The organism is Janthinobacterium sp. (genome assembly GCF_009923995.1).
GTDB lineage: Bacteria > Pseudomonadota > Gammaproteobacteria > Burkholderiales > Burkholderiaceae_D > Janthinobacterium.
This window is the reverse complement of the sequence record NZ_RFSK01000023.1, coordinates 20438-42181: the sequence shown is the minus strand read 5'-3', so window position 1 is coordinate 42181 and position 21744 is coordinate 20438. Positions and strand designations below refer to the sequence as shown.

Annotated in this window: 21 protein-coding genes; 15 read left to right on the top strand and 6 right to left on the bottom strand. The window is 63.3% G+C overall.

Features of this window, described 5'->3' with window-relative positions; translation table 11 throughout:
* Window positions 1-60 precede the first annotated feature (60 nt).
* Window positions 61-1104, top strand: a complete 1044-nt coding sequence (locus EBS11_RS13540) for a hypothetical protein (protein WP_290603462.1) — start codon at window positions 61-63, stop codon at window positions 1102-1104.
* Between the two features lie 2 nt (window positions 1105-1106).
* Here EBS11_RS13540 and EBS11_RS13535 read toward each other — a convergent pair whose 3' ends face one another.
* The 5 genes from EBS11_RS13535 to kynU form a co-directional block, all read right to left on the bottom strand.
* The gene (locus EBS11_RS13535) at window positions 1107-2132 is read right to left on the bottom strand and encodes a hypothetical protein (RefSeq protein WP_290603461.1); all 1026 of its coding nucleotides are present in this window, start codon (window positions 2130-2132) and stop codon (window positions 1107-1109) included.
* Window positions 2133-2134: 2 nt separating this feature from the next.
* Entirely contained in the window at window positions 2135-4189 is a 2055-nt protein-coding gene (locus tag EBS11_RS13530; RefSeq protein WP_290603460.1) for a hypothetical protein, read from the bottom strand.
* Window positions 4190-4296: 107 nt separating this feature from the next.
* Window positions 4297-4842: an alpha/beta hydrolase gene (locus tag EBS11_RS13525; RefSeq protein WP_290603459.1), complete on the bottom strand. Its 546-nt coding sequence runs from the start codon at window positions 4840-4842 to the stop codon at window positions 4297-4299.
* A 17-nt stretch (window positions 4843-4859) separates the two neighbouring features.
* Window positions 4860-5732 (bottom strand): tryptophan 2,3-dioxygenase, encoded by an 873-nt coding sequence (gene kynA / locus EBS11_RS13520; RefSeq protein ID WP_290603490.1) that lies wholly within the window; start codon window positions 5730-5732, stop codon window positions 4860-4862.
* Window positions 5733-5758: 26 nt separating this feature from the next.
* Window positions 5759-7009 (bottom strand): kynureninase, encoded by a 1251-nt coding sequence (gene kynU, locus EBS11_RS13515; RefSeq protein ID WP_290603458.1) that lies wholly within the window; start codon window positions 7007-7009, stop codon window positions 5759-5761.
* A gap of 605 nt (window positions 7010-7614) precedes the next feature.
* Between kynU and flhD the strand changes: the two genes are divergently transcribed.
* The 14 genes from flhD (at window position 7615) to cheY (ending at window position 20687) form a co-directional block, all read left to right on the top strand.
* Complete coding sequence (flhD, locus tag EBS11_RS13510) at window positions 7615-7932, top strand: flagellar transcriptional regulator FlhD (protein WP_034758381.1); 318 nt, start codon at window positions 7615-7617, stop codon at window positions 7930-7932.
* 146 nt (window positions 7933-8078) lie between these two features.
* Window positions 8079-8639 carry a flagellar transcriptional regulator FlhC gene (flhC, locus tag EBS11_RS13505; protein ID WP_290603457.1) on the top strand — a complete coding sequence of 187 codons (561 nt, stop codon included), beginning with the start codon at window positions 8079-8081 and terminating at the stop codon, window positions 8637-8639.
* 108 nt (window positions 8640-8747) lie between these two features.
* Window positions 8748-9509 (top strand): class I SAM-dependent methyltransferase, encoded by a 762-nt coding sequence (locus EBS11_RS13500; RefSeq protein ID WP_290603456.1) that lies wholly within the window; start codon window positions 8748-8750, stop codon window positions 9507-9509.
* Between the two features lie 205 nt (window positions 9510-9714).
* Complete coding sequence (gene motA / locus EBS11_RS13495) at window positions 9715-10575, top strand: flagellar motor stator protein MotA (protein WP_290603455.1); 861 nt, start codon at window positions 9715-9717, stop codon at window positions 10573-10575.
* Between the two features lie 58 nt (window positions 10576-10633).
* Window positions 10634-11611 carry a flagellar motor protein MotB gene (gene motB / locus EBS11_RS13490; protein WP_290603454.1) on the top strand — a complete coding sequence of 326 codons (978 nt, stop codon included), beginning with the start codon at window positions 10634-10636 and terminating at the stop codon, window positions 11609-11611.
* A gap of 47 nt (window positions 11612-11658) precedes the next feature.
* Entirely contained in the window at window positions 11659-12207 is a 549-nt protein-coding gene (locus tag EBS11_RS13485; protein WP_290603453.1) for a chemotaxis protein, read from the top strand.
* 78 nt (window positions 12208-12285) lie between these two features.
* Window positions 12286-12651, top strand: a complete 366-nt coding sequence (locus EBS11_RS13480) for a response regulator (RefSeq protein ID WP_034758362.1) — start codon at window positions 12286-12288, stop codon at window positions 12649-12651.
* A 43-nt stretch (window positions 12652-12694) separates the two neighbouring features.
* Entirely contained in the window at window positions 12695-14908 is a 2214-nt protein-coding gene (gene cheA, locus EBS11_RS13475; RefSeq protein WP_290603452.1) for a chemotaxis protein CheA, read from the top strand.
* Between the two features lie 30 nt (window positions 14909-14938).
* On the top strand, window positions 14939-15445 hold the full coding sequence (locus tag EBS11_RS13470; protein ID WP_092799771.1) for a chemotaxis protein CheW: 507 nt from the start codon (window positions 14939-14941) through the stop codon (window positions 15443-15445).
* Window positions 15446-15625: 180 nt separating this feature from the next.
* Window positions 15626-17347: a methyl-accepting chemotaxis protein gene (locus EBS11_RS13465; protein ID WP_290603451.1), complete on the top strand. Its 1722-nt coding sequence runs from the start codon at window positions 15626-15628 to the stop codon at window positions 17345-17347.
* A 70-nt stretch (window positions 17348-17417) separates the two neighbouring features.
* On the top strand, window positions 17418-18290 hold the full coding sequence (locus EBS11_RS13460) for a CheR family methyltransferase (protein WP_290603450.1): 873 nt from the start codon (window positions 17418-17420) through the stop codon (window positions 18288-18290).
* 9 nt (window positions 18291-18299) lie between these two features.
* Window positions 18300-18908: a chemoreceptor glutamine deamidase CheD gene (gene cheD, locus EBS11_RS13455; protein ID WP_071324465.1), complete on the top strand. Its 609-nt coding sequence runs from the start codon at window positions 18300-18302 to the stop codon at window positions 18906-18908.
* 162 nt (window positions 18909-19070) lie between these two features.
* Window positions 19071-20141 carry a chemotaxis response regulator protein-glutamate methylesterase gene (locus tag EBS11_RS13450; protein ID WP_290603449.1) on the top strand — a complete coding sequence of 357 codons (1071 nt, stop codon included), beginning with the start codon at window positions 19071-19073 and terminating at the stop codon, window positions 20139-20141.
* A 147-nt stretch (window positions 20142-20288) separates the two neighbouring features.
* Complete coding sequence (gene cheY, locus EBS11_RS13445; RefSeq protein ID WP_010396677.1) at window positions 20289-20687, top strand: chemotaxis response regulator CheY; 399 nt, start codon at window positions 20289-20291, stop codon at window positions 20685-20687.
* A gap of 234 nt (window positions 20688-20921) precedes the next feature.
* On the opposite strand, the gene EBS11_RS13440 is transcribed toward cheY, so the two are convergent.
* Window positions 20922-21674, bottom strand: coding sequence for an SDR family oxidoreductase (locus EBS11_RS13440; protein ID WP_290603448.1), 753 nt, complete (start codon window positions 21672-21674; stop codon window positions 20922-20924).
* Window positions 21675-21744: the final 70 nt, after the last annotated feature.

Genomic DNA, 21744 nt, shown 5'->3' with positions numbered 1-21744 from the left:
AGAATCACCGACGCGCCACGCGTGGCCGGAATAACGGGTAGATCCCGGGCAGACAGAAACATGCATATCACTTTACCGACTTACCGTTCCCTGGGCGGGGCCTTGCTGGTGGCCGCCAGCTTCCTTTCTCAGCCTGCCTGGGCCAGCGCCAGTACGGCGTCGTCGCCGGCGGCCGCGAAAAGCCTGGCCTCGCTGCTGACGGGCGGCCCCCTGCCGCGCCTGAGCGAAGACCCGCAGGTGCGCGCCGCCCTGTTCGATTTCTTCGGCTATGCGCGCGGCAGCTACACGGAAGACGATGACTTGCTGCTGGCCCAGGCGCTCGAAGCGGTCAGCGAAAAGCGCGATGCCACGCGCACCGTGCTGCCCGACGGTCGCCAGCTGCTGGCGTCGATGAATGACCGTAACCAGGGCCGGGAGCGGGGCGCCATGCTGCTCGACAAGCGCGGTGCCATCATCGCCTTTGGCCTCGTCAACGGCCATTGCCGCCTGGAGGGCCAGCCGCTGGCCAAGGTCTGCAATCCCGATCCGAACACGGTGCTGACGGTGTTTCACCGCAAGGGCATGCTGGTGGGCGAGGCGGCGCCCCTGCTGGCCTGGGCCAGGCAGCTGCCGCCCATGCTGGCGCTGATCGCGGGCGACAAGGAGACGGGCGCCGACGGGCAGAAGATCGCCACGGTCGAATATGTGCTGGCGCAGCCGCCGCTGCCGGGCTGGAACCGCGCCCAGTTGCCGCCCGCGTTCCCGCCGGCGCTGCTGCCGCTGCTGCTCGACAAATCCACCGTGCTGACCTCGGCCGGCGCCGGCGTGTTTGCCTATCCGCTCACCTTGAAGGGCAAGAAACAGAACAATGTGCTGGACCAGGCCGAAGGCCGTCCGCCGCGCGACCTGGAAGTGGCGTTGCGCAGCTACGCCAGTTTCGACGCGGTGGTGGAGCGTTACCGCCAGATGGCCAAGGGTGCCAGGCTGCAGCGCAACGAGCGCACGGCCTACCTCGATGGCGACATGGGGCAGGGCAGCTACCGCGTCTACATCCGCAACACGGGCGCGGACGGTGTCATGATCGACGTGGCGCTGTGGCAGCGCAAGCTGGCGGCGAGCCGCTGATTTCAGCCAGGGCGCGCCGGTTCGTAGCCCAGTTGCGCCAGCTGCGCCGCGATGGTGTCGTCGCGCGTTTTTTTTCCGGTGCGCAGGCGCGCATGCGTCAGGGACGCGGGCAAGCCATGCGCCAGCAAGGCGTCGATGTCGAGCATGGTCTCGGACGCCGACAACTGGCGCAGGGCGGGCAAGGCGGCGAGTCCGGGCAGGCTGTCGAGCGTCTTGCAGGTATGCAGATTCAGGCGTTCGAGCACGGGATTGGCACCCAGCGCGATCTGCCGCAGCTTGATCTGGTCTTCCACCCATAGCGCCTGCAGCAGGGGGAAGCGGCCGATGTCGCCCAGCGTTTCCAGGCCGCGCACGCGTATCACTTCCAGTTTCCTCAGCAGCGGCGCCTCGATGTGCGCCAGCGATGCGCGGCCGCCCAGTTGCAGCAGCAGCCTGTCCAGACGGGCCATCTCCGAGATGAAATCCAGTGGCACCTTGTTCTTGATGCGGTACAGCGACAGCTGGTGCAGCGCCGGCAGGCCGGCCAGGGTGTCGATGTGCAGGTGGTGCCCCTCGATGACCAGGCTGGCCAGGTGCGTATAGTGGCGCAGGGGTGCCAGGTCGATATTGTTCTTGGCCGATTCGCCCAGATGCAGGTACTCGAGGCCGCGCAAATTATCCAGCTGCAGGATGTCGGCTTGCGCCAGCTCGTACACGCCCAGGCTCAGGTGCTTCAGGTGGCGCAGCTCGCCCAGTGTTTCCAGGTACAGCGCGTTGCGGTGGCAGTCGATGGACAGGCTGGCCACGTGCGGCAGCGCGCGCAGGATGCGGGTATCGAACACCCTCGGATCGTAACCGTAGATGCGGATGGTCAGCGCCGTGCCGCAAGTGGCGGCCAGGGCGTCGAGGTCGGCCAGCAGCGGCTCCGGCTCGCCAAGGGTGTTGAACTGCACCAGCACCTGCTGGCCGCCCGCGATGGCGGCGCGGATCGCCCCGGCGTCGATGCGTTCGGGGTTCTGGATGCGCAGCGGCTGTCCTGTTTGCGTCATCGTCACAGTCCTATCGGATAGTCCACTTGCCTGGGGGGCGGGCAGCCTTCCGGGCCGGGGAAGGTCTGCTTGCCCGTGTCGTCGTAGCGCTTGCCGCATTCGACGAGCACGCGCTTGCGGAAGGTGTAGAAGCTGGCCACCTTGCCGTTCGGGTGGTAGCAGATATTGTCGCCGTCGCGGTCGGCCGAAGCGTAGCTGATCATGGTCTGGCCATTCACGGTGCGCGTGCTGTGGCCGCTGCGCGGTTCCGTGCATTTGAGCTGGCCGCTTTCATAATAGGCGTTGAAGACGGAGGTGTCGGCGGCGCGGTCGACCAGCAGTTCGGTCTTGCGCTTGCCGTTCGGGTAGTTCTCGTATCCCTCCTGGCGCTGGCCGTACTGGAAGGCGTAGTAGTACTGCGGCTTGCCGTCCGGGTAGTACATGTGGTGGTACTCGCACACGTCGTCGCGCGTGCTGCCGTACTCCTTGAAGGTGCAGCGGTGGATGTCGTTGAGCAGCTGGCCGTCTTCATAGTATTCGCGCAGGTGCGTGAGCAGGCGGCCCTGGTCGATGACGGCCAGGCGTTCCGGCTTGCCGTTCGGGTAATAGCGCGCGTCCAGGCCCTGCTTCTTGCCGTTGTCCCACAAGGTGTCGAGACGCAGGACCTTGCCGCTGTCGTCGAACGCCTGTTCGCGGCCATCGAGCTGGCCATTGCGGTAGGTGGCCGTGTAGACGACGTACTCCTTGCCGGCCGGGCCCAGGTAGCGCGTGCGCGGCCCCTCCAGCACGCCGGCCTGGTAATGGTCGCGCAGGCGCAGCGCGCCTTGCGCATCCGTATCGGTCGCCTCGCCCTGTTTCTTGCCTTGCACGAAGGTGACGCCTTGCGTGACCTTGTCCTTGAGCTTGAGCTTCCACGGTCCGTCGCGCAAGCCATCGATGAAATTGCCGTCGCCGTCTTCCGTGATCCACGGCCCATGGCGCGAGCCGTTGACGTAGTTGCCCTGTGTGCGCAGCTTGCCGCCCATGCGGCGCTCGTGCGGGCCGTTCAGCTGGCCGCCCGCGTAGGTGTCGAAGCCCGTCACCTCTTCTTCGTCGGCATAGTTGACGACCGTCCAGCGGCCCTCGCGCTTGCCGGCCCGGTACATGCCGCTCTCGCTCTGCCTGGGGTAGTCGTATTGCCACAGGCCTTCCTGCAGGCCGTTGACGAAATGGCCCTTGACGCGGCCTTCGTGCATGCCTTCGCGCACCCAGAGTCCCTGGCGCTTGCCTTTCGCGTACTGGCCCCGTTCGACCACCGAGCCGTCATCCCAGGCCAGGCTGTAGATGACGGACGGGCCGTCTTCGCTGCCCGTGAACTGCCGCGGCGCCGTTTCCCACGTCACTTGCCACAGCCGGTAATTGGGCAGGATGCCCGCACCCGCATCGCTGTACAGCGTGTAGCTGGCAGTCAGGTAATGGTCACCTTTTTTCAGGAAGGTCTTCTTGTAGGTGATGGCGTCCTTGCCGCCGGCCGCCACGGGCTTGCCGTCATCGCTGTAGTAGCCGACGACGGTGCCTTGCGTATGGTCGATGGCGTCGACATCCGCATTGCCGCTCCTGCCCCTGGCGACGCTGTAGTCCATGGGCGCCAGTTTCGCCAGCGCGGCCTTGACTTGCCCTGCGTTCGGATTGGCGCTCTGCGCCACGATGCGGTTCAATGCCGGCTGCAAGCCGTCCAGGCGCCGGTACTTGCCGGAACTGCGGTGGTAGCGGTAGGCGCGCAAGCCATTCCTGTCACCCTGGCGAAACAGCACCAGCATGGTTTGCACGCTGTCGTCTCCCTCCTTGTCCAGCGCGGCGTAGAAGACGGAACGGATGACGGCGCTGTCGAACCGGTCGAGCAGGACGGGTTTAGCATTGTCGTTCTTGCACTCGCAGTAATAGCCATTCACGCCGTCTTTTTCCTTGAGGAAGGCGATATCGAGGCCGCTGTCCTGTGACGCGCCGATGGCGGGGTGGGCGAGGCTCTTGCCTTCGTAGAAAGGCGCGCCGTGGGCCAGCGCGGAGCAGAGGAGCAAGGGCAAAAGCAGACGTTTCATCGTGGGGCTGGCGCCGGGGCGCCGCAATGGAAAGGCCACGATTCTGCCTGCGTTCTTACTTGTGGGCAAATATGCTCCTATCGTGCGCACGTGCGTGCGCCGCCGTCTCAGGGCTGGTGCGCGGCGCAGAAGTCCAGCAGCAGCTGCTCGCCCTCCGGCCAGGGGCCGTAGCCGGCATCGCCGTTGATATGGCCGGCGTCGCCGATCAGGGTGAAGTCGCTGCCCCAGGCGGCGGCAAACGCGCGTGCCCGCGCGAAGCTGACGTAGGGATCATCGCCGCTGGCGACCACCAGGCTGGGGAAGGGCAGGGCTTGCAGCGGCATGGGCGCAAAGCCCGTTGTGCCGGCGGGGTAGGAGGGCGCTTCCACGTCGCTGGGGGCGACGAGGAAGGCGCCGGCGATCCTGTGCGGCGAGCCGCTGGCCGCCCAGTGGGCCACCAGCGCGCAGGCCAGGCTGTGCGCCGCCAGCACGGGCGGACGCGCGCAGGCGGCGATGGCGCGGTCGAGTTCCGCCACCCAGGCATCCTTGTCCGGCGTCTGCCATTCCTCGTGCGGCACGCGCGACCATTGCGGGTGGCGCGCTTCCCAACGGGTTTGCCAGTGCTGCGGCCCGGAATTCCACAGGCCGGCCAGGGTCAGGACGAGAGGCGACATCAAATCTCCTTGTAAAATCAAAGCTCCGTGCGCAGGGCGAAGAGTTCAGGGAACAATACCACGTCGAGCATCTTGCGCAAGTAGCTCACGCCCGCCGTGCCGCCCGTGCCCGTCTTGAAGCCGATAATGCGTTCCACCGTCGTCACGTGGCGGAAGCGCCAGAAGCGGAAGGCTGTCTCCAGGTCCACCAGCTTTTCGGCCAGTTCATACAGGGCCCAATGCTTCGACGGGTCGCGGTAGACTTCCAGCCAGGCCGCCTTGACGGAGGCATCGGCTGCCGTGGGCAGGGTCCAGTCGGCGTCCAGGCGCTCGGGAGCGATGTGCAGGCCGCTGCGTGCCAGCAGCTTGATGGATTCATCGTAGACGGATGGCGTGCGCAGGGCGGCATCGAGCACTCTGTAGGTCTCGGGCGCCGTCGTGTGCACGTTGAGCAGTGCCGCGTTCTTGTTCCCCAGGATGAACTCGATTTCGCGGTACTGGTAGGACTGGAAGCCGGACGAGGCGCCCAGGTAGGGACGGATGGCCGTGTATTCCGGCGGCGTCATGGTGGCCAGCACGTCCCAGGCGTGCACCAGCTGGTCCATGATGCGCGCCACGCGGGCCAGCATCTTGAAGGCGGGCGCCAGATCGCCGCTTTGCAGGTTGGCGCGCACGGCGTGCATTTCGTGCAGCATCAGCTTCATCCACAATTCGCTCGTCTGGTGCTGCACGATGAAGAGCATCTCGTTGTGGTTCGGCGACAGCGGATGCTGGGCCGTGAGGATGCGGTCCAGCGCTAGGTAGTTGCCGTAGCTCATGGATTCGCTGAAATCCATCTGCGCGCCATGCCACTCGGCGCCTTGCTGGGCGCCCGCATGCATGGGGCAGCCGCTGCTGTTTTCCTTGTTCATAGTCTTGTCGTCGCTCATGGGATGGTTCAGGTGACGGCATCGCGCTTGGCGGCGATGTCGTAGGCTTGCGTGTCGAGGATGTCGCGCAGGATCTCGACGGCATGCCACACGTCGGCAAAGCTGGTGTACAGGGGGGTGAAGCCGAAGCGCATGATGGCCGGCTCGCGGTAGTCGCCGATGACGCCGCGCGCGATCAGTGCCTGCATTACGGCATAGCCGTGCGGATGCGTGAAGCTGACCTGGCTGCCGCGGCGCGCATGTTCTCGCGGCGTGACGAGGCCCAGCGGATGGCTGGCGCAGCGCTGTTCCACCAGCGCGATGAACAGGTCCGTCAGGGCCAGCGACTTGCGGCGGATGGCTTCCATGGACGTTTGCGCGAAGATCTCCAGGCCGCATTCGACCAGGGCCAGCGAGACGATGGGCTGCGTGCCGCACAGGGCGCGGGCGATGCCGTCGGCCGGGGCGAAGCCCGGTTCCATGGCGAAGGGCGCCGCATGGCCCCACCAGCCGGACAAGGGCTGGCGGAAGCGTGCCTGGTGCTTTTCCGGCACCCAGATGAAGGCGGGCGAGCCGGGGCCGCCATTCAGGTATTTGTAGGTGCAGCCGACGGCCAGGTCGGCGCCGGCGCCATTCAGGTCCAGCGGCACGGAGCCGGCCGAATGGGCCAGGTCCCACAGCGCCAGCGCGCCCTGCGCGTGGCAATGGCTGCTGATGGCGGCCATGTCGTGCTGGTAGCCGGTGCGGTAATTCACGTGCGTGAGCATGGCGACGGCGCAATCGGCGTCGATGGCTTGCGCCAGTTCTTCGGGACTGTCGACCAGGCGCAGCTGGTAGCCACGGTCGAGCCAGGCGGCCAGGCCTTGCGCCATGTACAGGTCGGTGGGGAAGTTGCTGCGTTCGCTGACGATGAGGCGCCGCGCTGCCCGTGCAGGATCGGTGGCCTGCATCTGCAGGGCGGCTGCCAGGGCCTTGAACAGGTTGACGGAGGTGGTGTCGGTGATCACCACTTCGCCCGTGCCGGCGCCCAGCAGTGGCGCCAGGCGGTCGCCCAGGCGCTTGGGCAAGTCGAACCAGCCGGCCGTGTTCCAGCTGCGGATCAGGTCCGTGCCCCATTCGGCCGTGATGACTTGCTGGGCGCGCGCCAGGGCTGCCCTGGGACGGGCGCCCAGCGAGTTGCCATCGAGGTAAATCACGCCGGCGGGCAGGTCGAACTGCTGGCGCAGGGGCGCCAGCGGGTCGTCCAGGTCGCGCGCATTGCAATCATGTAGTGAAATCATGGTGGCTTTCATGTTGAGACTTGTCTGGATGGCATGATATTACTTGAGGCTTGAAGTATCACGCAGGAGCCGGCAGTGTAACAAATCCCGCCGCGAACGCCAGATTTACGGCGCGGAAGGCGGCTGAAAATGCCCGTCCACGGGGCGTCAACGAAAAAAATCACGATTTTTAAAAATATTTTCAAAAAATCCTAAAGTTCCTCCAAACGCCGCCGTCAACGATTACATGAACGGTGAAATCGGCCGGACAGGGCGCTCAAGTTTTTTGAAATATTTTTCAAAATAGCCCTAAAGTTCCTGCTGAGGCCGCCGTTACATAGGTAGATAGGCTTGATTCAGGTCAAGTTGTTGTAAAAAAGTGATATTAAATGCGGGTCAAAAGTCAGCGAAACCTGACGTCCTGCGTACCTCAAGAATCCGCGCCGTTACAGGCGTGCGACCATGACCGAGCAGTGTTTGTCAGACAAACACCTACGGTCGCGTCCGTCATTCCCCGACCAAAAATACAGAGCTGCGCCTCTGTTGCGTTTGATGTTGCTCCTGCAGAATGTATCTCACTGGCAACACACACTGCCAGCAGAATTCAACGGATTGAGGAGATGGAAATGACTGCTAACGATATGATGGCTGAGATTCGCGACGCTAACCTGAGCTACCTGATGCTGGCCCAGCAAATGATTCGTGCGGACAAAGTTACGGCCATCTTCCGTTTGGGCATCGCCGCCGAAATCGCCGAACTGATCGAAGGCATGAGCAATGCGCAGATCCTGAAACTGGCTGGCGGCAACATGATGCTCGCCCGCTTCCGTTTCGATGACAGCGCCATCCTGGGCATGCTGACGAACTACAATAAAGACCGCTCGCTGGCCCAGTCGCACGCCGCCATCCTGATGGCTGGTCAAGGCGTCGAAGAAATCGCTTAAGGCTCCCGTCAAAACGCCCATGGCGGCGTTGCATGGCCTCGCCGTACATTCGTACTGCCTTCGGCAACGCACCTTGCCCCGAGCATTTTGCTGGCAATCTTATCAGGCAGTATCAGTCAGTATCAGTCAGTAGTGGAGTACACAGCATGGCCAAGAAAAGTGTCGTATCGGAAGCGCAGGAAATCCAGCTGGCCATCGAATTGATACAGCTGGGTGCCCGTCTGCAATTGCTGGAGACGGAAGTGTCGCTGTCCCGCGAGCGCCTGCTGAACCTGTACAAGGAACTGAAGGGCGTCTCGCCGCCCAAGGGCATGCTGCCGTTTTCCACCGACTGGTTCCTCACCTGGCAGCCGAACATCCATTCCTCGCTGTTCATCAACATCCATAAATTCCTCGTCGAGCACGCCGGCGCCACGGGCATCGAAGCCGTGATGAAGGCATACAAACTGTATCTGGAGCAGATGCCGCCCGAAGCGGGTGAAGAGCCGCTGCTGTCGCTGACGCGGGCCTGGACCCTCGTGCGCTTTTTCAGCAGCAAGATGCTGGCCATGGCGCCATGCGGCAAGTGCGGCGGCAAGTTCGTCGTCAACTGCCTCGACCTCAATGCCGATTATGTGTGCGGCCTGTGCCACATGCCTTCGCGGGCCGGCAAGACCAAGAAGGCGCGCGATGAAGCGGCCGCCGCCGCGCCGGGCGTGAGCGCCTGAGCGGACAGATATAGTACGCGGTGCAAGCCGGAGCCGGTCGCCAGACCGCACTCCGGCTTTTTCTTGCCCTCATCGCTTACACTGGCGTTTTCTCCATTGAACTTGCCCATGCTGCAACAAATCCTGCGCGCCCCCGCGCTCAAGGCCATCCTGATCCAGCTGCTGGCCTTTCCCTTGATGTTGCTGCTGGTATATGGCCTGGCGCGTGCCGGCATCGCCATGTCCCTGCTGGCCGTGGCCGGCGTGCAGGGCGTGCTGGCGGCCGCCATCACGTGGCGCGCGGGCCTGGCGCGCTGGTGGTGCGCCATCGGCCTGCTGTTCGCGCCGGCCCTGCTGGGCGCCAGCCGGCTGGACTTGCCGCCGCTCGTCTTCCTGCTGGGTTTTGTTTTCCTGCTGAGTCTGTACTGGTCCACGTTCCGCACGCAAGTGCCGTTTTATCCGTCCGGGCCGAAGGTATGGCAAGCCGTGGCCGACTTGATCGCGCAGCGGCCCGGCGTGCGCCTGGTCGATATCGGCAGCGGCCTGGGCGGGCTGGTGCTGGACCTGGCGCGGCGCCGTCCGGATGGCCAGTTTTGCGGCATCGAGCTGGCGCCGCTGCCGTGGCTGCTCAGCCGCCTGCGCGCGCGGCTGGCGGGCAGCTCCGCCCGTTTCCTGCGCGGCGACTACGAGGCGCTCGATTTTGGCCAGTACGATGTGGTGTTTGCCTACCTGTCGCCGGCAGCGATGGCGGCCCTGTGGATCAAGGCGGAAGCGGAAATGTTGCCCGGTAGTATGCTTCTTAGTTACGAATTCAAGATTGCCGCGCGCGAACCCGATAAGACCATCGCCGCCACAGGGCGTGGTCCCTTGCTCTACATATGGTGCTTTTAAGCAATTGTCTGCGTTATTTGCTTGCCCGGAGGACAATCTCACGTTATTGTAGTTCCACACGGCATTTTGTTGAAATTGTGTTGAAAGGCAGGCCATTTCAATCTACCTTCAGTTACTTTTTGCCGCTGTTCCCGGCCCGCGGTGCAGGGAGCTGGTTTGAGCATGCCGGGCGCGTCAGCCCGGTCCTAATTGGGAGTCAGGGCACTTGTTAGTCATAATCGGATACATCGTCGTCTGCGCCTCGGTTTTTGGCGGTTTCGCGCTGGCGGGCGGCCATCTGGCGGCGCTGTTCCAGCCGATCGAGCTGCTGATGATCGGCGGTGCCGCCCTGGGCGCCTTCCTTGTTGGTAACAATAACAAGGCGATCAAGGCCACCCTGGCCGCCTTGCCCAGCCTGTTCAAGGGCTCGCGCTACACCAAGGAACTGTACATGGAGCTGATGTCCCTGCTGTTCGAGGTGCTCAGCAAGGTGCGCAAGGAAGGCTTGATGTCGATCGAAGGCGATATCGACAAGCCGGAAGAAAGCCCGCTGTTTTCCAAGTATCCGGCCGTGCTGGCCGACCACCATATCGTCGAATTCATGACCGATTACCTGCGCCTGATGGTGTCGGGCAATATGGATGCCTTCCAGATCGAAAACCTGATGGACAACGAGATCGAGACGCACCATCACGAAGGCGCCGTGCCGGCCCACGTGATCGCCAAGGTGGGCGACGGCTTGCCCGCCTTCGGTATCGTCGCCGCCGTCATGGGCGTGGTGCACACGATGGAGTCGGTGGGCATCCCGCCGGCCGAACTGGGCATGCTGATCGCGCACGCGCTGGTCGGCACCTTCCTCGGCATCCTGCTGGCCTACGGTTTCGTCGGGCCGCTGGCCAGCCTGCTCGAGCAGAAGCTGGAAGAGTCGAGCAAGATGTTCCAATGCGTGAAAGTGACCCTGCTGGCCAGCCTGAACGGCTATGCGCCGGCGCTGGCCGTGGAGTTCGGCCGCAAGGTGCTGTTCTCGACCGAGCGCCCGACGTTCAACGAGCTGGAAGACCACATCAAGAAATCGAAAACGAAGTAAGCAGTGAAAATACGCCTGGACACCATGAGTCATTTGCAGCACACGGAAGGGGGACGCCATGGCCGATGAAGGCATGCGCCCGATTATCGTCAAGCGTATCAAGAAGACGGCTGGCGGGCACCATGGCGGGGCGTGGAAAATCGCCTACGCCGACTTTGTCACGGCCATGATGGCCTTCTTCCTGCTGATGTGGCTGCTTGGCTCCACGTCGAAGGGCGACTTGAACGGCATTTCCGAATTCTTCAAGACGCCGCTGAAGGTGGCGATGGCGGGCGGTTCCGGCAGCGGCGAGAGCAATTCCGTCATCCAGGGCGGCGGCCAGGACCTGTCGCGCCAGGATGGCCAGGTACGCAAGGCGCAGGAAGACCAGCAGCGCAAGTCCTTCGACCTCAATTCGGCCAAGGCCGCGCTCGAGCGCGAGGAAGGCCGGCGCCTGCAGGCGCTCAAGGCGCGCATCGAGGCGACCATCGACGCCAATCCCCTGCTGAAAAAATACAAGAACCAGCTGTTGCTCGACATTACCAGCGAAGGCTTGCGCATCCAGATCGTCGACGAGCAGAACCGTCCGATGTTTGCGCTGGCCAATGCGAACCTGCAGCCCTATACCAAGGAAATCCTGCACGCCATCGGTTCCGTGCTCAATGAAGTGCCGAATCGCATCGGCCTGTCCGGCCACACGGATTCGACGCCCTACATGAGCGATGCCGGCTACAGCAACTGGGAACTGTCGGCCGACCGCGCGAATGCGTCGCGGCGCGAATTGGTCATCGGCGGCATGAATGAAGACAAGGTCCTGCGCGTGGTGGGCCTGGGTTCGGCGGCGCACCTGGACAAGCAGGACCCGTTCAATCCGATCAACCGGCGCATCAGCATCATCGTCATGAACAAGCGCACGGAAGAGAACGTCCTGCGCGACGGTTCGGCGATGGAGTTGCCCGTGACCGATGCCGCTTCCGCCGCTGTCGCCTCCGGGCTGGTGGCCGGTACGCCGCCCGCGGCAGCCCCCGTCCCCAGCCCGGCAGCGGCGAAAAAATAACACGCATGGACCGTCGACGCGTGGTGTATTGAAACAATGAGACCTTTATGACAAGAAAGAAAATACTTGGCTCGCATGTAAAGCGCCTGCTGTCCGGCGTGTCGGACCATGGCCGCAAGCACTTGACGGAGGTGGAAACCGACCTGGTGCAGACCGGCATCTTGCTGGAAGAGGCGATCGAGAAGCTGTCCTTCAATTTCATGGCCATCCATGCGGCCGTCGCGGCGCAGCAGGACACCATTGCCATGCTGCTCGACGGCGGCGTGCCGGCCGCAGAGCAGCGGGAAAGACTGCTGGCGCTGCAGGACGAGGTGGGGGGCTACGTGAATGCGGCCATCACCAGCCTGCAGTTCCAGGACATGACCAGCCAGCTGATCGAACGCACCTTGAAGCGCGTGACGGGCTTGCGCGAGTTCCTCGGGACCCTGGGCTCGCACGGCGCGGAAATGTTGCCGGAGAGCGACAACGAAGAAATTGTCGCCCTGCTGGGGCGGGTCAGCATGGCGCTGGCGATACAAAGCCTGGAGTTGCGCAGCGTGCTGCGCAAGGCGGTCAGCCAGCAGCATTTGGAAAGTGGCGACATCGAGCTGTTCTAGCATGGATATGCGGGACGCTTGCGGTTGCATGGATTAATCACACACGGGCAAGATGCCCGGAAAAGAGTGGGAGTAAAGATGGCTAAAACGATACTTGCAGTGGACGATTCCAGCTCATTGCGCCAGATGGTGGCGTTCAGCCTGAAAGCCGCCGGTTACCAGGTGGTGGAAGCCGTGGACGGCCAGGATGGACTGGAAAAAGCCAAGCTGCAAACCGTGGACCTGGTCCTGACGGACCAGAACATGCCGCGCATGGACGGCCTGGAGCTGATCAAGCTGCTGCGCGAGCTGCCGACCTACCAGAAGGTGCCCATCCTGATGCTGACGACGGAGTCGTCGGACGAAATGAAGTCGAAGGGACGTGCCGCCGGCGCCAATGGCTGGCTGGTGAAACCGTTCGATCCGCAGCGCCTGATCGAGGTGGTCAAGAAGGTGATTGGCTGATGCCAGCCGCGCAGCGCAACGATGCAATTGACGGAGTCACCCTATGACCATCGATATTAGCCAGTTTTTTCAGGTCTTTTTCGATGAGGCCGAAGAACTGCTGGCTGAAAAAGAACGGCTGCTGCTGGCCGTCGACATTGCGGCGCCCGACGCCGAAGACCTGAATGCCATTTTCCGCACCGCCCACTCGATCAAGGGCGGCGCATCGACGTTCGGCCTGTCCGACATGAGCGAGGTGACGCATATCCTCGAGTCGCTGCTCGACCGCATCCGTCAGGGCCAGATGGCCCTGACGGCGGAACACGTCGACGCCTTTTTGGCGGCCAAGGACATTCTCAAGATGCAGCTCGACGGCCATCGCCTGGGCAGCCCCGTCGACCAGGATGCCGTGGCCGACGTGCGCATGATGCTGCAGTCGTTTTCGCAGGACGTGCCCGTGGCGGCCCTTACGCCCGTCGCGCCGGCCTTCCACACAGCGGAAAAGGAAGTCGTCAGCCATGCCGGCGGCCAGCGCTACCGCCTGGAGCTGCCGAAGATGGAAGAGCGCGAAGTCGATGCGCTGGCGGCCGAACTGGGCTTGCTGGGCGACGTGGCGGTGTCAAGCCTGCCCGACGCGCGCAAGGTACTGGAAGTGACCACGCACGAAAGCCTGGACGATATCCTGGCCATCTGCTCGTTCGTGCTCAATCCGGACGACATGGTGATCACGCAGGCGCCGCCGCTGGCGCCAGGCGAGGCCGATGCGGCGCAGGCGGCGCGCGCGGCACAGGAAAAGGCCCAGGGCTACGGTTTCTTCGATCCCTTGCCGGGCGCACCCGCCGTCGCGCAGGCGCCGGCCGATCCCGGCTACGGCTTCTTCCAGCCACTGGATGAAATCCGCGCCGCCGCCGGCGTGCAGAGCGATGCCGAACGGGGCTACGGTTTCTTCCAGCCGCTCGAACAGATCCGCGCCGATGCGGCCAAGGCCAGTCCCGCCGTTTCCGCGACTGCCGCCGCACCCGTGACGGTTGCCGCCGAAGCCGAGCAGGACAGGAAGCCGGCCAAGAAGGAGGGCGACAAGGCCGCTGCCGAATCCTCGTCGATCCGCGTCTCGATCGAGAAGGTCGACCAGCTGATCAACCTGGTGGGCGAACTGGTGATCACGCAGGCGATGATCGAGCAGCGCGCCGGCGCGCTCGACCCCATGCTGCATGAAAAACTGCTCGACAGCGTCAGCCATCTGACGCGCAACACGCGCGACTTGCAGGAAGCGGTGATGTCGATCCGCATGATGCCGATGGATTTCGTCTTCTCGCGCTTCCCGCGCATGGTGCGCGACCTGGCGACGAAACTGGGCAAGAAGGTCGATTTCATCACCAACGGCGCCGCCACGGAACTGGACAAGGGCCTCATCGAGCGCATCGTCGATCCGCTGACGCACCTGGTGCGCAACAGCATCGACCATGGCGTGGAAATGCCGGCCGCCCGCGTGGCCGCCGGCAAGACGGAAGCGGGCCGTTTGTTCCTGTCGGCCAGCCACCAGGGCGGCAACATCATCATCGAAGTGTCCGATGACGGCGCTGGCCTGAACCGCGAGCGCATCCTGGCCAAGGCCATGCAGCAGGGCATGGACGTGTCCGAGACGATGAGCGATGCCGAGGTGTGGCAGCTGATCTTCGCGCCCGGCTTTTCCACCGCCGAAGCGGTCACCGACGTGTCGGGCCGCGGCGTGGGCATGGATGTCGTCAAGCGCAATATCAGCGCCATGGGCGGCGTCGTCGACATCCGCTCGGCGAAGGGCTTCGGCACGACGATTTCCATCTCGCTGCCGCTGACCCTGGCCATCCTGGACGGCATGTCGATCCGCGTGGGCGACGAAGTGTATATTTTGCCGCTGGGCTTTGTCATCGAATCGCTGCAGCCGGCCGTTGAAGACATCAAGGACATCAGCGGCAAGGGCCAGGTGGTGAAGGTGCGCGGCGAATACCTGCCATTGATCCCGCTGTACCAGATGTTCGACATCGCGCCGCGCTTCACCAGCCCCTCGGAAGGGATCTGCGTGATCCTCGAGACGGAAGGGCGCAAGGCGGCCCTGTTTGTCGACGACCTGGTGGGCCAGCAGCAAGTCGTGGTGAAGAACCTCGAATCGAATTACCGCAAGGTGGTGGGCATTTCCGGTGCCACCATCCTTGGCGACGGCGGCGTATCGCTGATTCTCGACGTCGCCGCCCTGATCCGCTCCTCTCGCCAGCTGGCTGACGAGTCCATTTTTTCGTAACACCGATAGATAAAGATAGGAAAACCCACCATGTCAGATACTCAAGCACTATCCGGTAGCAAACCGGGCGACGGCAAGGACATCGCCGGCCGTGAATTCCTGGCCTTTACCCTGGGCTCCGAAGAGTACGGCATCGATATCCTGAAGGTCCAGGAAATCCGCGGCTACGAAGCGGTCACCCGCATCGCCAACGCGCCTGAATTCATCAAGGGCGTCATCAACCTGCGCGGCATCATCATTCCCGTGGTCGACATGCGCATCAAGTTCAACCTGGGCACGCCCGTGTACGATCAGTTCACGGTAGTCATCATCCTGAACATCGGCGGACGCATCGTCGGCATGGTGGTCGACAGCGTGTCCGACGTGACCACCCTGAGCCCCGAGCAGGTCAAGCCGGCGCCGGAAATGGGCACCGCCTTCTCGACCGACTACATGATCGGCCTGGGCACCATCGACGAGCGCATGCTGATCCTGGTCGATATCGACAAGCTGATGTCGAGCAGCGAGATGGGCCTGATCGACAAGCTGGCAGCGTAACGCCGGCGGGCGGCGCCGGGTGCGCCGCCGTTTTGCCACGCAAAGAATCACTACAGATATGCATGTACCGGCGCGGGCAGAGGCGCGCCGGCAGGCTGCAAGGTCCGTCAGAGACCCGGCCACAACACGGCACCGCACGGTTGAGCGGGCGCCGTTCACACATATATATGGGAGACTGTAATGAGTTTGCGCGATTTTAAGATAGGCACGCGGTTGGGAATCGGTTTTGGCAGCATCCTGGCCATCCTGGTGGTGGTCGTCGTCTCGGCCAACGCCCTGAATTACCGCAACAAGGCGGAATTGCTGGACGGCCTGGCGCTGGCAGGCGAGAAAAACACGCAGGCGTCGCTGATGAAGAGCGCGATGCTGGAAACGGGCATCGCCATGCGCAATATCGGCTTGCAGGGCGACGTGGGCCTGATGCAGGCGGAAGAAAACAAGGTACGCGAGCAGCGCAAGCTGTATGACGGCGCGCGCGCCAAGCTGGCGACCCTGGGCCTGTCCGATAGCGAGAAGGCGCTGCTGGCCAATATCGCCAGGATAGACCTCGAAGTCGATGCGGCCTTCAAGGAAGCGATGGGGCAGGTGCTGGCGTTTAACAGCGAAGGCGGGGCCAAGGTGATCGCCACGCGCATCGACCCGCTGAACAAGAAGACGCTGGCCGACATCAACAAGCTGCTGGAGTTGCAGCACGTGGCGCAGCAAAGCTTCATGGACGGTTCGCTGGCGGCCGATGCGCGCCTGATGACGGTATTGTTCATCCTGGGCGGCGCGGCCGTGGCGATCGGCGCCTGGTGCGCCGTCTTCATCACGCGCTCGATCACGCAGCCCTTGTCGGGCGCGCTGGCCGTGGCGCAGAAGGTGGCGGCGGGCGAGCTGACGTCGCGCGTGGTAGTCGAAGGCAAGGATGAAACGAGCGCGCTGCAGCAGGCATTGAAGGACATGAACGACAGCCTGGTGCAGACGGTCAGCAATGTGCGTCACGGTACGGAAACCATTACCGTGGCGTCGCGCGAAATCGCCAGCGGCAATGCGGACCTGTCGGCGCGCACGGAAAACCAGGCCAGTTCGCTGGAAGAGACGGCGTCGTCGATGGAAGAGCTGACGTCGACGGTGAAGCAGAATGCAGACAATGCGCGCCAGGCCAACCAGCTGGCCGTGTCGGCATCGTCGGTGGCGGAGCAGGGCGGCAAGGTGGTGGCGCAAGTGGTCGATACCATGGGTTCGATCAAGGACAGTTCGCGCAAGATCGTCGATATTATCGGTGTCATCGACGGTATCGCCTTCCAGACGAATATCCTGGCCCTGAATGCGGCCGTGGAAGCGGCGCGCGCCGGGGAACAGGGACGCGGCTTTGCCGTGGTGGCGACGGAAGTGCGCAACCTGGCGCAGCGTTCGGCCGGCGCAGCCAAGGAAATCAAGGGCCTGATCGGCGATTCGGTCGACAAGGTCGACGCGGGCAGCCGCCTGGTGGACGAAGCAGGACAGACCATGGGCCTGATCGTCACGTCGATCCGGCAGGTGGCCGACATCATGGGCGAGATCACGGCGGCGACGCAGGAGCAGAGCCATGGCATCGAGGAGGTCAACCAGGCCATCGCGCAGATGGACCAGATGACGCAGCAGAACGCGGCGCTGGTCGAGGAAGCGGCGGCCGCCGCCGAGAGCATGCAGGACCAGGCGCAGAAGCTGGCGGATGCCGTCAGCATCTTCAAGCTGGGCAGCGAAGCGGTGGCGCCGGCCGCTGCAGCACCTGCATCCGTGCGGGCGCCCTTGCCCGCGCGCCCGGCACTGAAGGTGGCGGCGGGCATGGCCCGGCAGGCGAAGGCGGCGCAGGCCGCGACGCCGGCGCCGGCGAAAAAGCTGGCGGCAGCCGGCGGCGACGATTGGGAAGAGTTCTGACGCCAGCCCGGTCCCGCTAGGTAGCATTGCAAAGGCATTGTTCAGAGTAGTCATAGAGAGGTAAAAACAAATGCCGCAAACTAAAACGGATTCGGTCAAGGAGTTTGACTTCACCGGCAAGGACTTCGAACGGGTCCGCGCCATGATTTACAAGCGGGCCGGCATCGCGCTGGCCGACAGCAAGCAGGAGATGGTCTACAGCCGCCTGGCACGGCGGCTGCGCGCGACCGGCATTTCCTCGTTCGTCCGCTACCTGGACGACCTGGAAGCGGGGCGCATGGGCGACGAATGGGAAGCGTTCACGAATGCGCTGACGACCAACCTGACGTCGTTCTTCCGCGAGGCGCATCACTTTCCCCTGCTGGCCGAGCACGTGAAGAAACTGAGCGGGCCGATCACCATCTGGTGTTCGGCCAGTTCCACTGGCGAGGAGCCGTATTCGATCGCCATGACGGTGTGCGAGGCATTCAACACGCTCACGCCGCCGGTCACCATCATCGCCACCGATATCGATACGAACGTGCTGGCCACGGCCGCCAATGGTGTCTACAACCTGGACCGGCTCGACAAGATGCCGGCCGACCGCGCGCGGCGCTTTTTCTTGCGTGGCAAGGGCGACCGCGAGGGGCAGGTCAGGGTGCGCCCGGAACTGCGCCAGATGATCACCTTCAAGCCGCTCAACCTGCTGGCCGACGGCTGGCCATTGACGGGGCAGTTCGACGTCATTTTCTGCCGTAACGTGATGATTTATTTTGACAAGGCGACGCAGCGCAAGATCCTGTCGCGCTTTGTGCCGTTGATGAAGCCCGATGCCCTGCTGTTCGCGGGGCATTCGGAGAATTTTCTGTACGTGTCGGATTCATTGAAGCTGCGCGGTAAAACAGTCTATGAGCTCGATCAGCCGCGGGGCAGCGCACCCAAGGCATCGTCGCATCGTACATGAGAGTGAAATATGAGCCTGGAACCCAAAGAGCAATTCGCCACTAACGTCTATTACGACAGGACGTTCAATTGTGACGCCGCCAAGATACTGCCTGGTGAATACTACTTCACCAACAAGGATATGCTGATCGTCACCGTGCTCGGTTCCTGCGTATCTGCCTGCATACGCGACCGCGTGACGGGCCTGGGCGGCATGAACCATTTCATGCTGCCGGACGGCGGCAGCGACACCAACAGCCCGATCTCGGCCTCCATGCGCTATGGCACCTACGCCATGGAGATATTGATCAATGACCTGCTGAAGGCGGGCGCGCGGCGCGAGAACATGGAAGCGAAGGTTTTCGGCGGCGGCGCCGTGCTGCGCGGCTTCACGGCGATCAACGTCGGCGAGCGCAACGCGGCCTTCGTCATCAACTATCTGAAGGCGGAAAAGATGCGCGTGGTGGCCGAGGACCTGAACGATATCCACCCGCGCAAGGTGTACTTTTTCCCCCGCAGCGGTAAGGTGCTGGTGAAAAAGCTGATGCAGACGCATAACGACACGCTGGTGCGCCGCGAACTCGATTACGCCAGCCGCCTCAAGGTGGCGCCCGTGGGCGGCGAGATCGAGCTGTTTTAAGCGCAGGAGCAAGCCTGCCGCGCGTGGCGCCTCGCGGCCTGCGATGCTTGCCGCGCCCCGGCACGGTTGCGCTGCTGCGCTGCGCATCACTGCCGCCCGCGAAGGTTTTATCAGCTGTTTTTTTGATGAAGAATAAGGGCCGCCAGGCCTGGAAGGATGATTATGAAGATCAAGGTTTTGATCGTGGATGATTCGGCGCTGATCCGCAGCGTCATGACGGAAATTGTAAACAGCCAGCCCGACATGGAAGTGGTGGGCGCGGCGCCCGATCCGCTGGTGGCGCGCGAGATGATCAAGCAGACCAATCCCGACGTGCTGACCCTGGATGTCGAGATGCCGAAGATGGATGGCCTGGACTTCCTGGAAAAGCTGATGCGCTTGCGTCCGATGCCGGTGCTGATGGTGTCGTCGCTGACGGAGCGCGGTTCGGAAATCACCATGCGCGCGCTGGAGCTGGGCGCCGTCGATTTCGTCACCAAGCCGAAAATCTCGATCCAGAGCGGCATGCGCGAGTACACGGACATGATCGCCGATAAAATCCGCGCCGCGTCCAAGGCGCGCATCCGCGCGCGCACCCTGCCTTCGGCCAGCGACAAGGCGGCCGCGCCGCTGCCGGCCCTGCGCAGCCCCCTGACGTCGAGCGAAAAGCTGATCATCGTGGGCGCCTCGACGGGCGGCACGGAAGCGATCCGCGAATTCCTCATGCAGATGCCGTCCGACTGCCCCGGCATCCTGATCACGCAGCACATGCCCGAAGGGTTTACCCGTTCGTTCGCGCGCCGTCTCGATTCGCTGTGCAAGATCTCGGTGCAGGAAGCGGCGGGCGGCGAACGCGTGCTGCCCGGCCACGCCTACATCGCGCCCGGCCATTCGCACCTGACCTTGACGCGCAGCGGCGCCAACTACATGACGAAGATCGACCAGGGCGAACCCGTCAACCGCCACCGTCCGTCCGTGGACGTGCTGTTCCGCTCGGCCGCGCAATCGGCCGGCAAGAATGCCGTCGGCGTGATCCTCACCGGCATGGGCAAGGATGGCGCGCAAGGCATGCTGGAGATGAAGGCGGCGGGAGCGTATAATTTCGCGCAGGATGAAGCCAGTTGCGTGGTGTTCGGCATGCCGCGCGAGGCGATCGCCATCGGTGCTGCGCATGAGGTCGGCGCCCTGACGGCGCTGCCTGGCATGGTGCTGGGCCACCTGGCTGCGCATGGCATGCGCGCTTTGCGCGTGTAAGCCACGTTTTATATGATCTGAGGCAAGTTTGTTCGCCTAAAAGCAACGAAAATGCTATCCTACAACTTGCTGCCGTAGTGTCGACCATAATGTCGGCATTCATGTCGATATTATTAACAAACCGCTACAGAAACAACGGAGTTATTCATGGCTGATCCAAAGATGAAATTTTTAGTCGTTGACGATTTTTCGACGATGCGCCGCATTGTCCGGAATCTGTTGAAGGAACTGGGTTATGCCAACGTCGACGAGGCGGAAGACGGCGTCATGGGCCTGGCCAAGCTGCGCGCGGAATCGTATGATTTCGTCGTGTCGGACTGGAACATGCCGAATATGGATGGCCTGACGATGCTGCAGCATATCCGCGCCGATCCGGCACTGGCCAAGCTGCCCGTGCTGATGGTGACGGCCGAAGCGAAAAAGGAAAACATCATCGCCGCCGCGCAAGCTGGCGCCAGCGGTTATGTGGTCAAGCCGTTCACGGCCGCGACCCTCGATGAAAAGCTGAACAAGATTTTCGAGAAGCTGGAAAAAGCCGGCGCCTGATCACGGCTTGATACCGATCAAAAAAAACGCTGCCCGTGCAAACCGGCAGCGTTTTTTTTGTCCCTTGCTTCGGCTCCAGCCTGCGGCGTGGACGGAAAGCAAATCGTCGAAGCTTATGCACCGGACAAAACCGTAGCGAGCGGCAGTGATTTGTGGCTGAGAAGCGCAACCGTACTCTGGTACGGCGAGCATCGCAGGCCGCAAAGCGCGACGCGCAGTAGGTTTTGGCCGGTGCTATACCAGGCCGCCGTTCGCGCGCAGGGTCTGGCCATTGATCCAGCGGCCATCGGGGCCTGCCAGGAAGGCCACGGCCGCAGCGATGTCGTCCGGCGTGCCCAGGCGCTCCAGCGGGGCCATCTTGCTCATGCGTTCGATGGTGTCTTCCGTCTTGCCGTTCAGGAACAGGGCTGTCGCCGTGGGGCCGGGAGCGATGGCGTTGACAGTGATGTGCTTGCCGCGTAATTCCTTGGCGAAGATATTCGTCATCGTTTCGATGGCCGCCTTGGTGGCGCCGTAGACGGCGTAGCCGGGCAGCGCCAGGCCGATCACGCTGGTCGAGAAGTTGACCACGCTGCCGCCGTGGCGCAGGCGCGTCGCCGCCTGGCGCATGGTGTTGAAGCTGCCCTTGACGTTGATGGCGAACAGGCTGTCGAAGGTGGCGTCGTCCGTGTCTGCCAGGGCGGGCAGCGCGGGCGGCATGATGCCGGCGTTGTTGACCAGCACGTCGACGCCGCCGAAGGCCGCTTCGGCCGCATCGAACAGGGCTTGCACGTCGCCCCCATCGGCGACATTGGCTTGCACGGCGATGGCGCGCCCGCCCTCGGCGGTGATGGCCGCCACCAGTTGCTCCGCTGCCACGTTGCCGTTGGCGTAATTGACGACGACCTGCATGCCGTCGCGCGCCAGGCGGCGGGCGATGGCGGCGCCGATGCCGCGCGAGGCACCCGTGACGATGGCGACCCTGGCGGGGTTCGATGCTGTATTCATGTGCGACTCCTGTCGTGAAGTGAGGCCGGCAATGCCAGGCCAATGCACGCATTGTGACCTTTATCGGCGA

Excerpts from the sequence above, each read along its gene's own strand:
- EBS11_RS13540 (WP_290603462.1), top strand. The coding sequence starts at position 61 with ATGCATATCACTTTACCGACTTACCGTTCCCTGGGCGGGGCCTTGCTG.
- EBS11_RS13535 (WP_290603461.1), bottom strand. The coding sequence starts at position 2,132 with ATGACGCAAACAGGACAGCCGCTGCGCATCCAGAACCCCGAACGCATC.
- EBS11_RS13530 (WP_290603460.1), bottom strand. The coding sequence starts at position 4,189 with ATGAAACGTCTGCTTTTGCCCTTGCTCCTCTGCTCCGCGCTGGCCCAC.
- EBS11_RS13525 (WP_290603459.1), bottom strand. The coding sequence starts at position 4,842 with ATGTCGCCTCTCGTCCTGACCCTGGCCGGCCTGTGGAATTCCGGGCCG.
- kynA (WP_290603490.1), bottom strand. The coding sequence starts at position 5,732 with ATGAACAAGGAAAACAGCAGCGGCTGCCCCATGCATGCGGGCGCCCAG.
- kynU (WP_290603458.1), bottom strand. The coding sequence starts at position 7,009 with ATGATTTCACTACATGATTGCAATGCGCGCGACCTGGACGACCCGCTG.
- flhD (WP_034758381.1), top strand. The coding sequence starts at position 7,615 with ATGACTGCTAACGATATGATGGCTGAGATTCGCGACGCTAACCTGAGC.
- flhC (WP_290603457.1), top strand. The coding sequence starts at position 8,079 with ATGGCCAAGAAAAGTGTCGTATCGGAAGCGCAGGAAATCCAGCTGGCC.
- EBS11_RS13500 (WP_290603456.1), top strand. The coding sequence starts at position 8,748 with ATGCTGCAACAAATCCTGCGCGCCCCCGCGCTCAAGGCCATCCTGATC.
- motB (WP_290603454.1), top strand. The coding sequence starts at position 10,634 with ATGGCCGATGAAGGCATGCGCCCGATTATCGTCAAGCGTATCAAGAAG.
- EBS11_RS13485 (WP_290603453.1), top strand. The coding sequence starts at position 11,659 with ATGACAAGAAAGAAAATACTTGGCTCGCATGTAAAGCGCCTGCTGTCC.
- EBS11_RS13480 (WP_034758362.1), top strand. The coding sequence starts at position 12,286 with ATGGCTAAAACGATACTTGCAGTGGACGATTCCAGCTCATTGCGCCAG.
- cheA (WP_290603452.1), top strand. The coding sequence starts at position 12,695 with ATGACCATCGATATTAGCCAGTTTTTTCAGGTCTTTTTCGATGAGGCC.
- EBS11_RS13470 (WP_092799771.1), top strand. The coding sequence starts at position 14,939 with ATGTCAGATACTCAAGCACTATCCGGTAGCAAACCGGGCGACGGCAAG.
- EBS11_RS13465 (WP_290603451.1), top strand. The coding sequence starts at position 15,626 with ATGAGTTTGCGCGATTTTAAGATAGGCACGCGGTTGGGAATCGGTTTT.
- EBS11_RS13460 (WP_290603450.1), top strand. The coding sequence starts at position 17,418 with ATGCCGCAAACTAAAACGGATTCGGTCAAGGAGTTTGACTTCACCGGC.
- cheD (WP_071324465.1), top strand. The coding sequence starts at position 18,300 with ATGAGCCTGGAACCCAAAGAGCAATTCGCCACTAACGTCTATTACGAC.
- EBS11_RS13450 (WP_290603449.1), top strand. The coding sequence starts at position 19,071 with ATGAAGATCAAGGTTTTGATCGTGGATGATTCGGCGCTGATCCGCAGC.
- cheY (WP_010396677.1), top strand. The coding sequence starts at position 20,289 with ATGGCTGATCCAAAGATGAAATTTTTAGTCGTTGACGATTTTTCGACG.
- EBS11_RS13440 (WP_290603448.1), bottom strand. The coding sequence starts at position 21,674 with ATGAATACAGCATCGAACCCCGCCAGGGTCGCCATCGTCACGGGTGCC.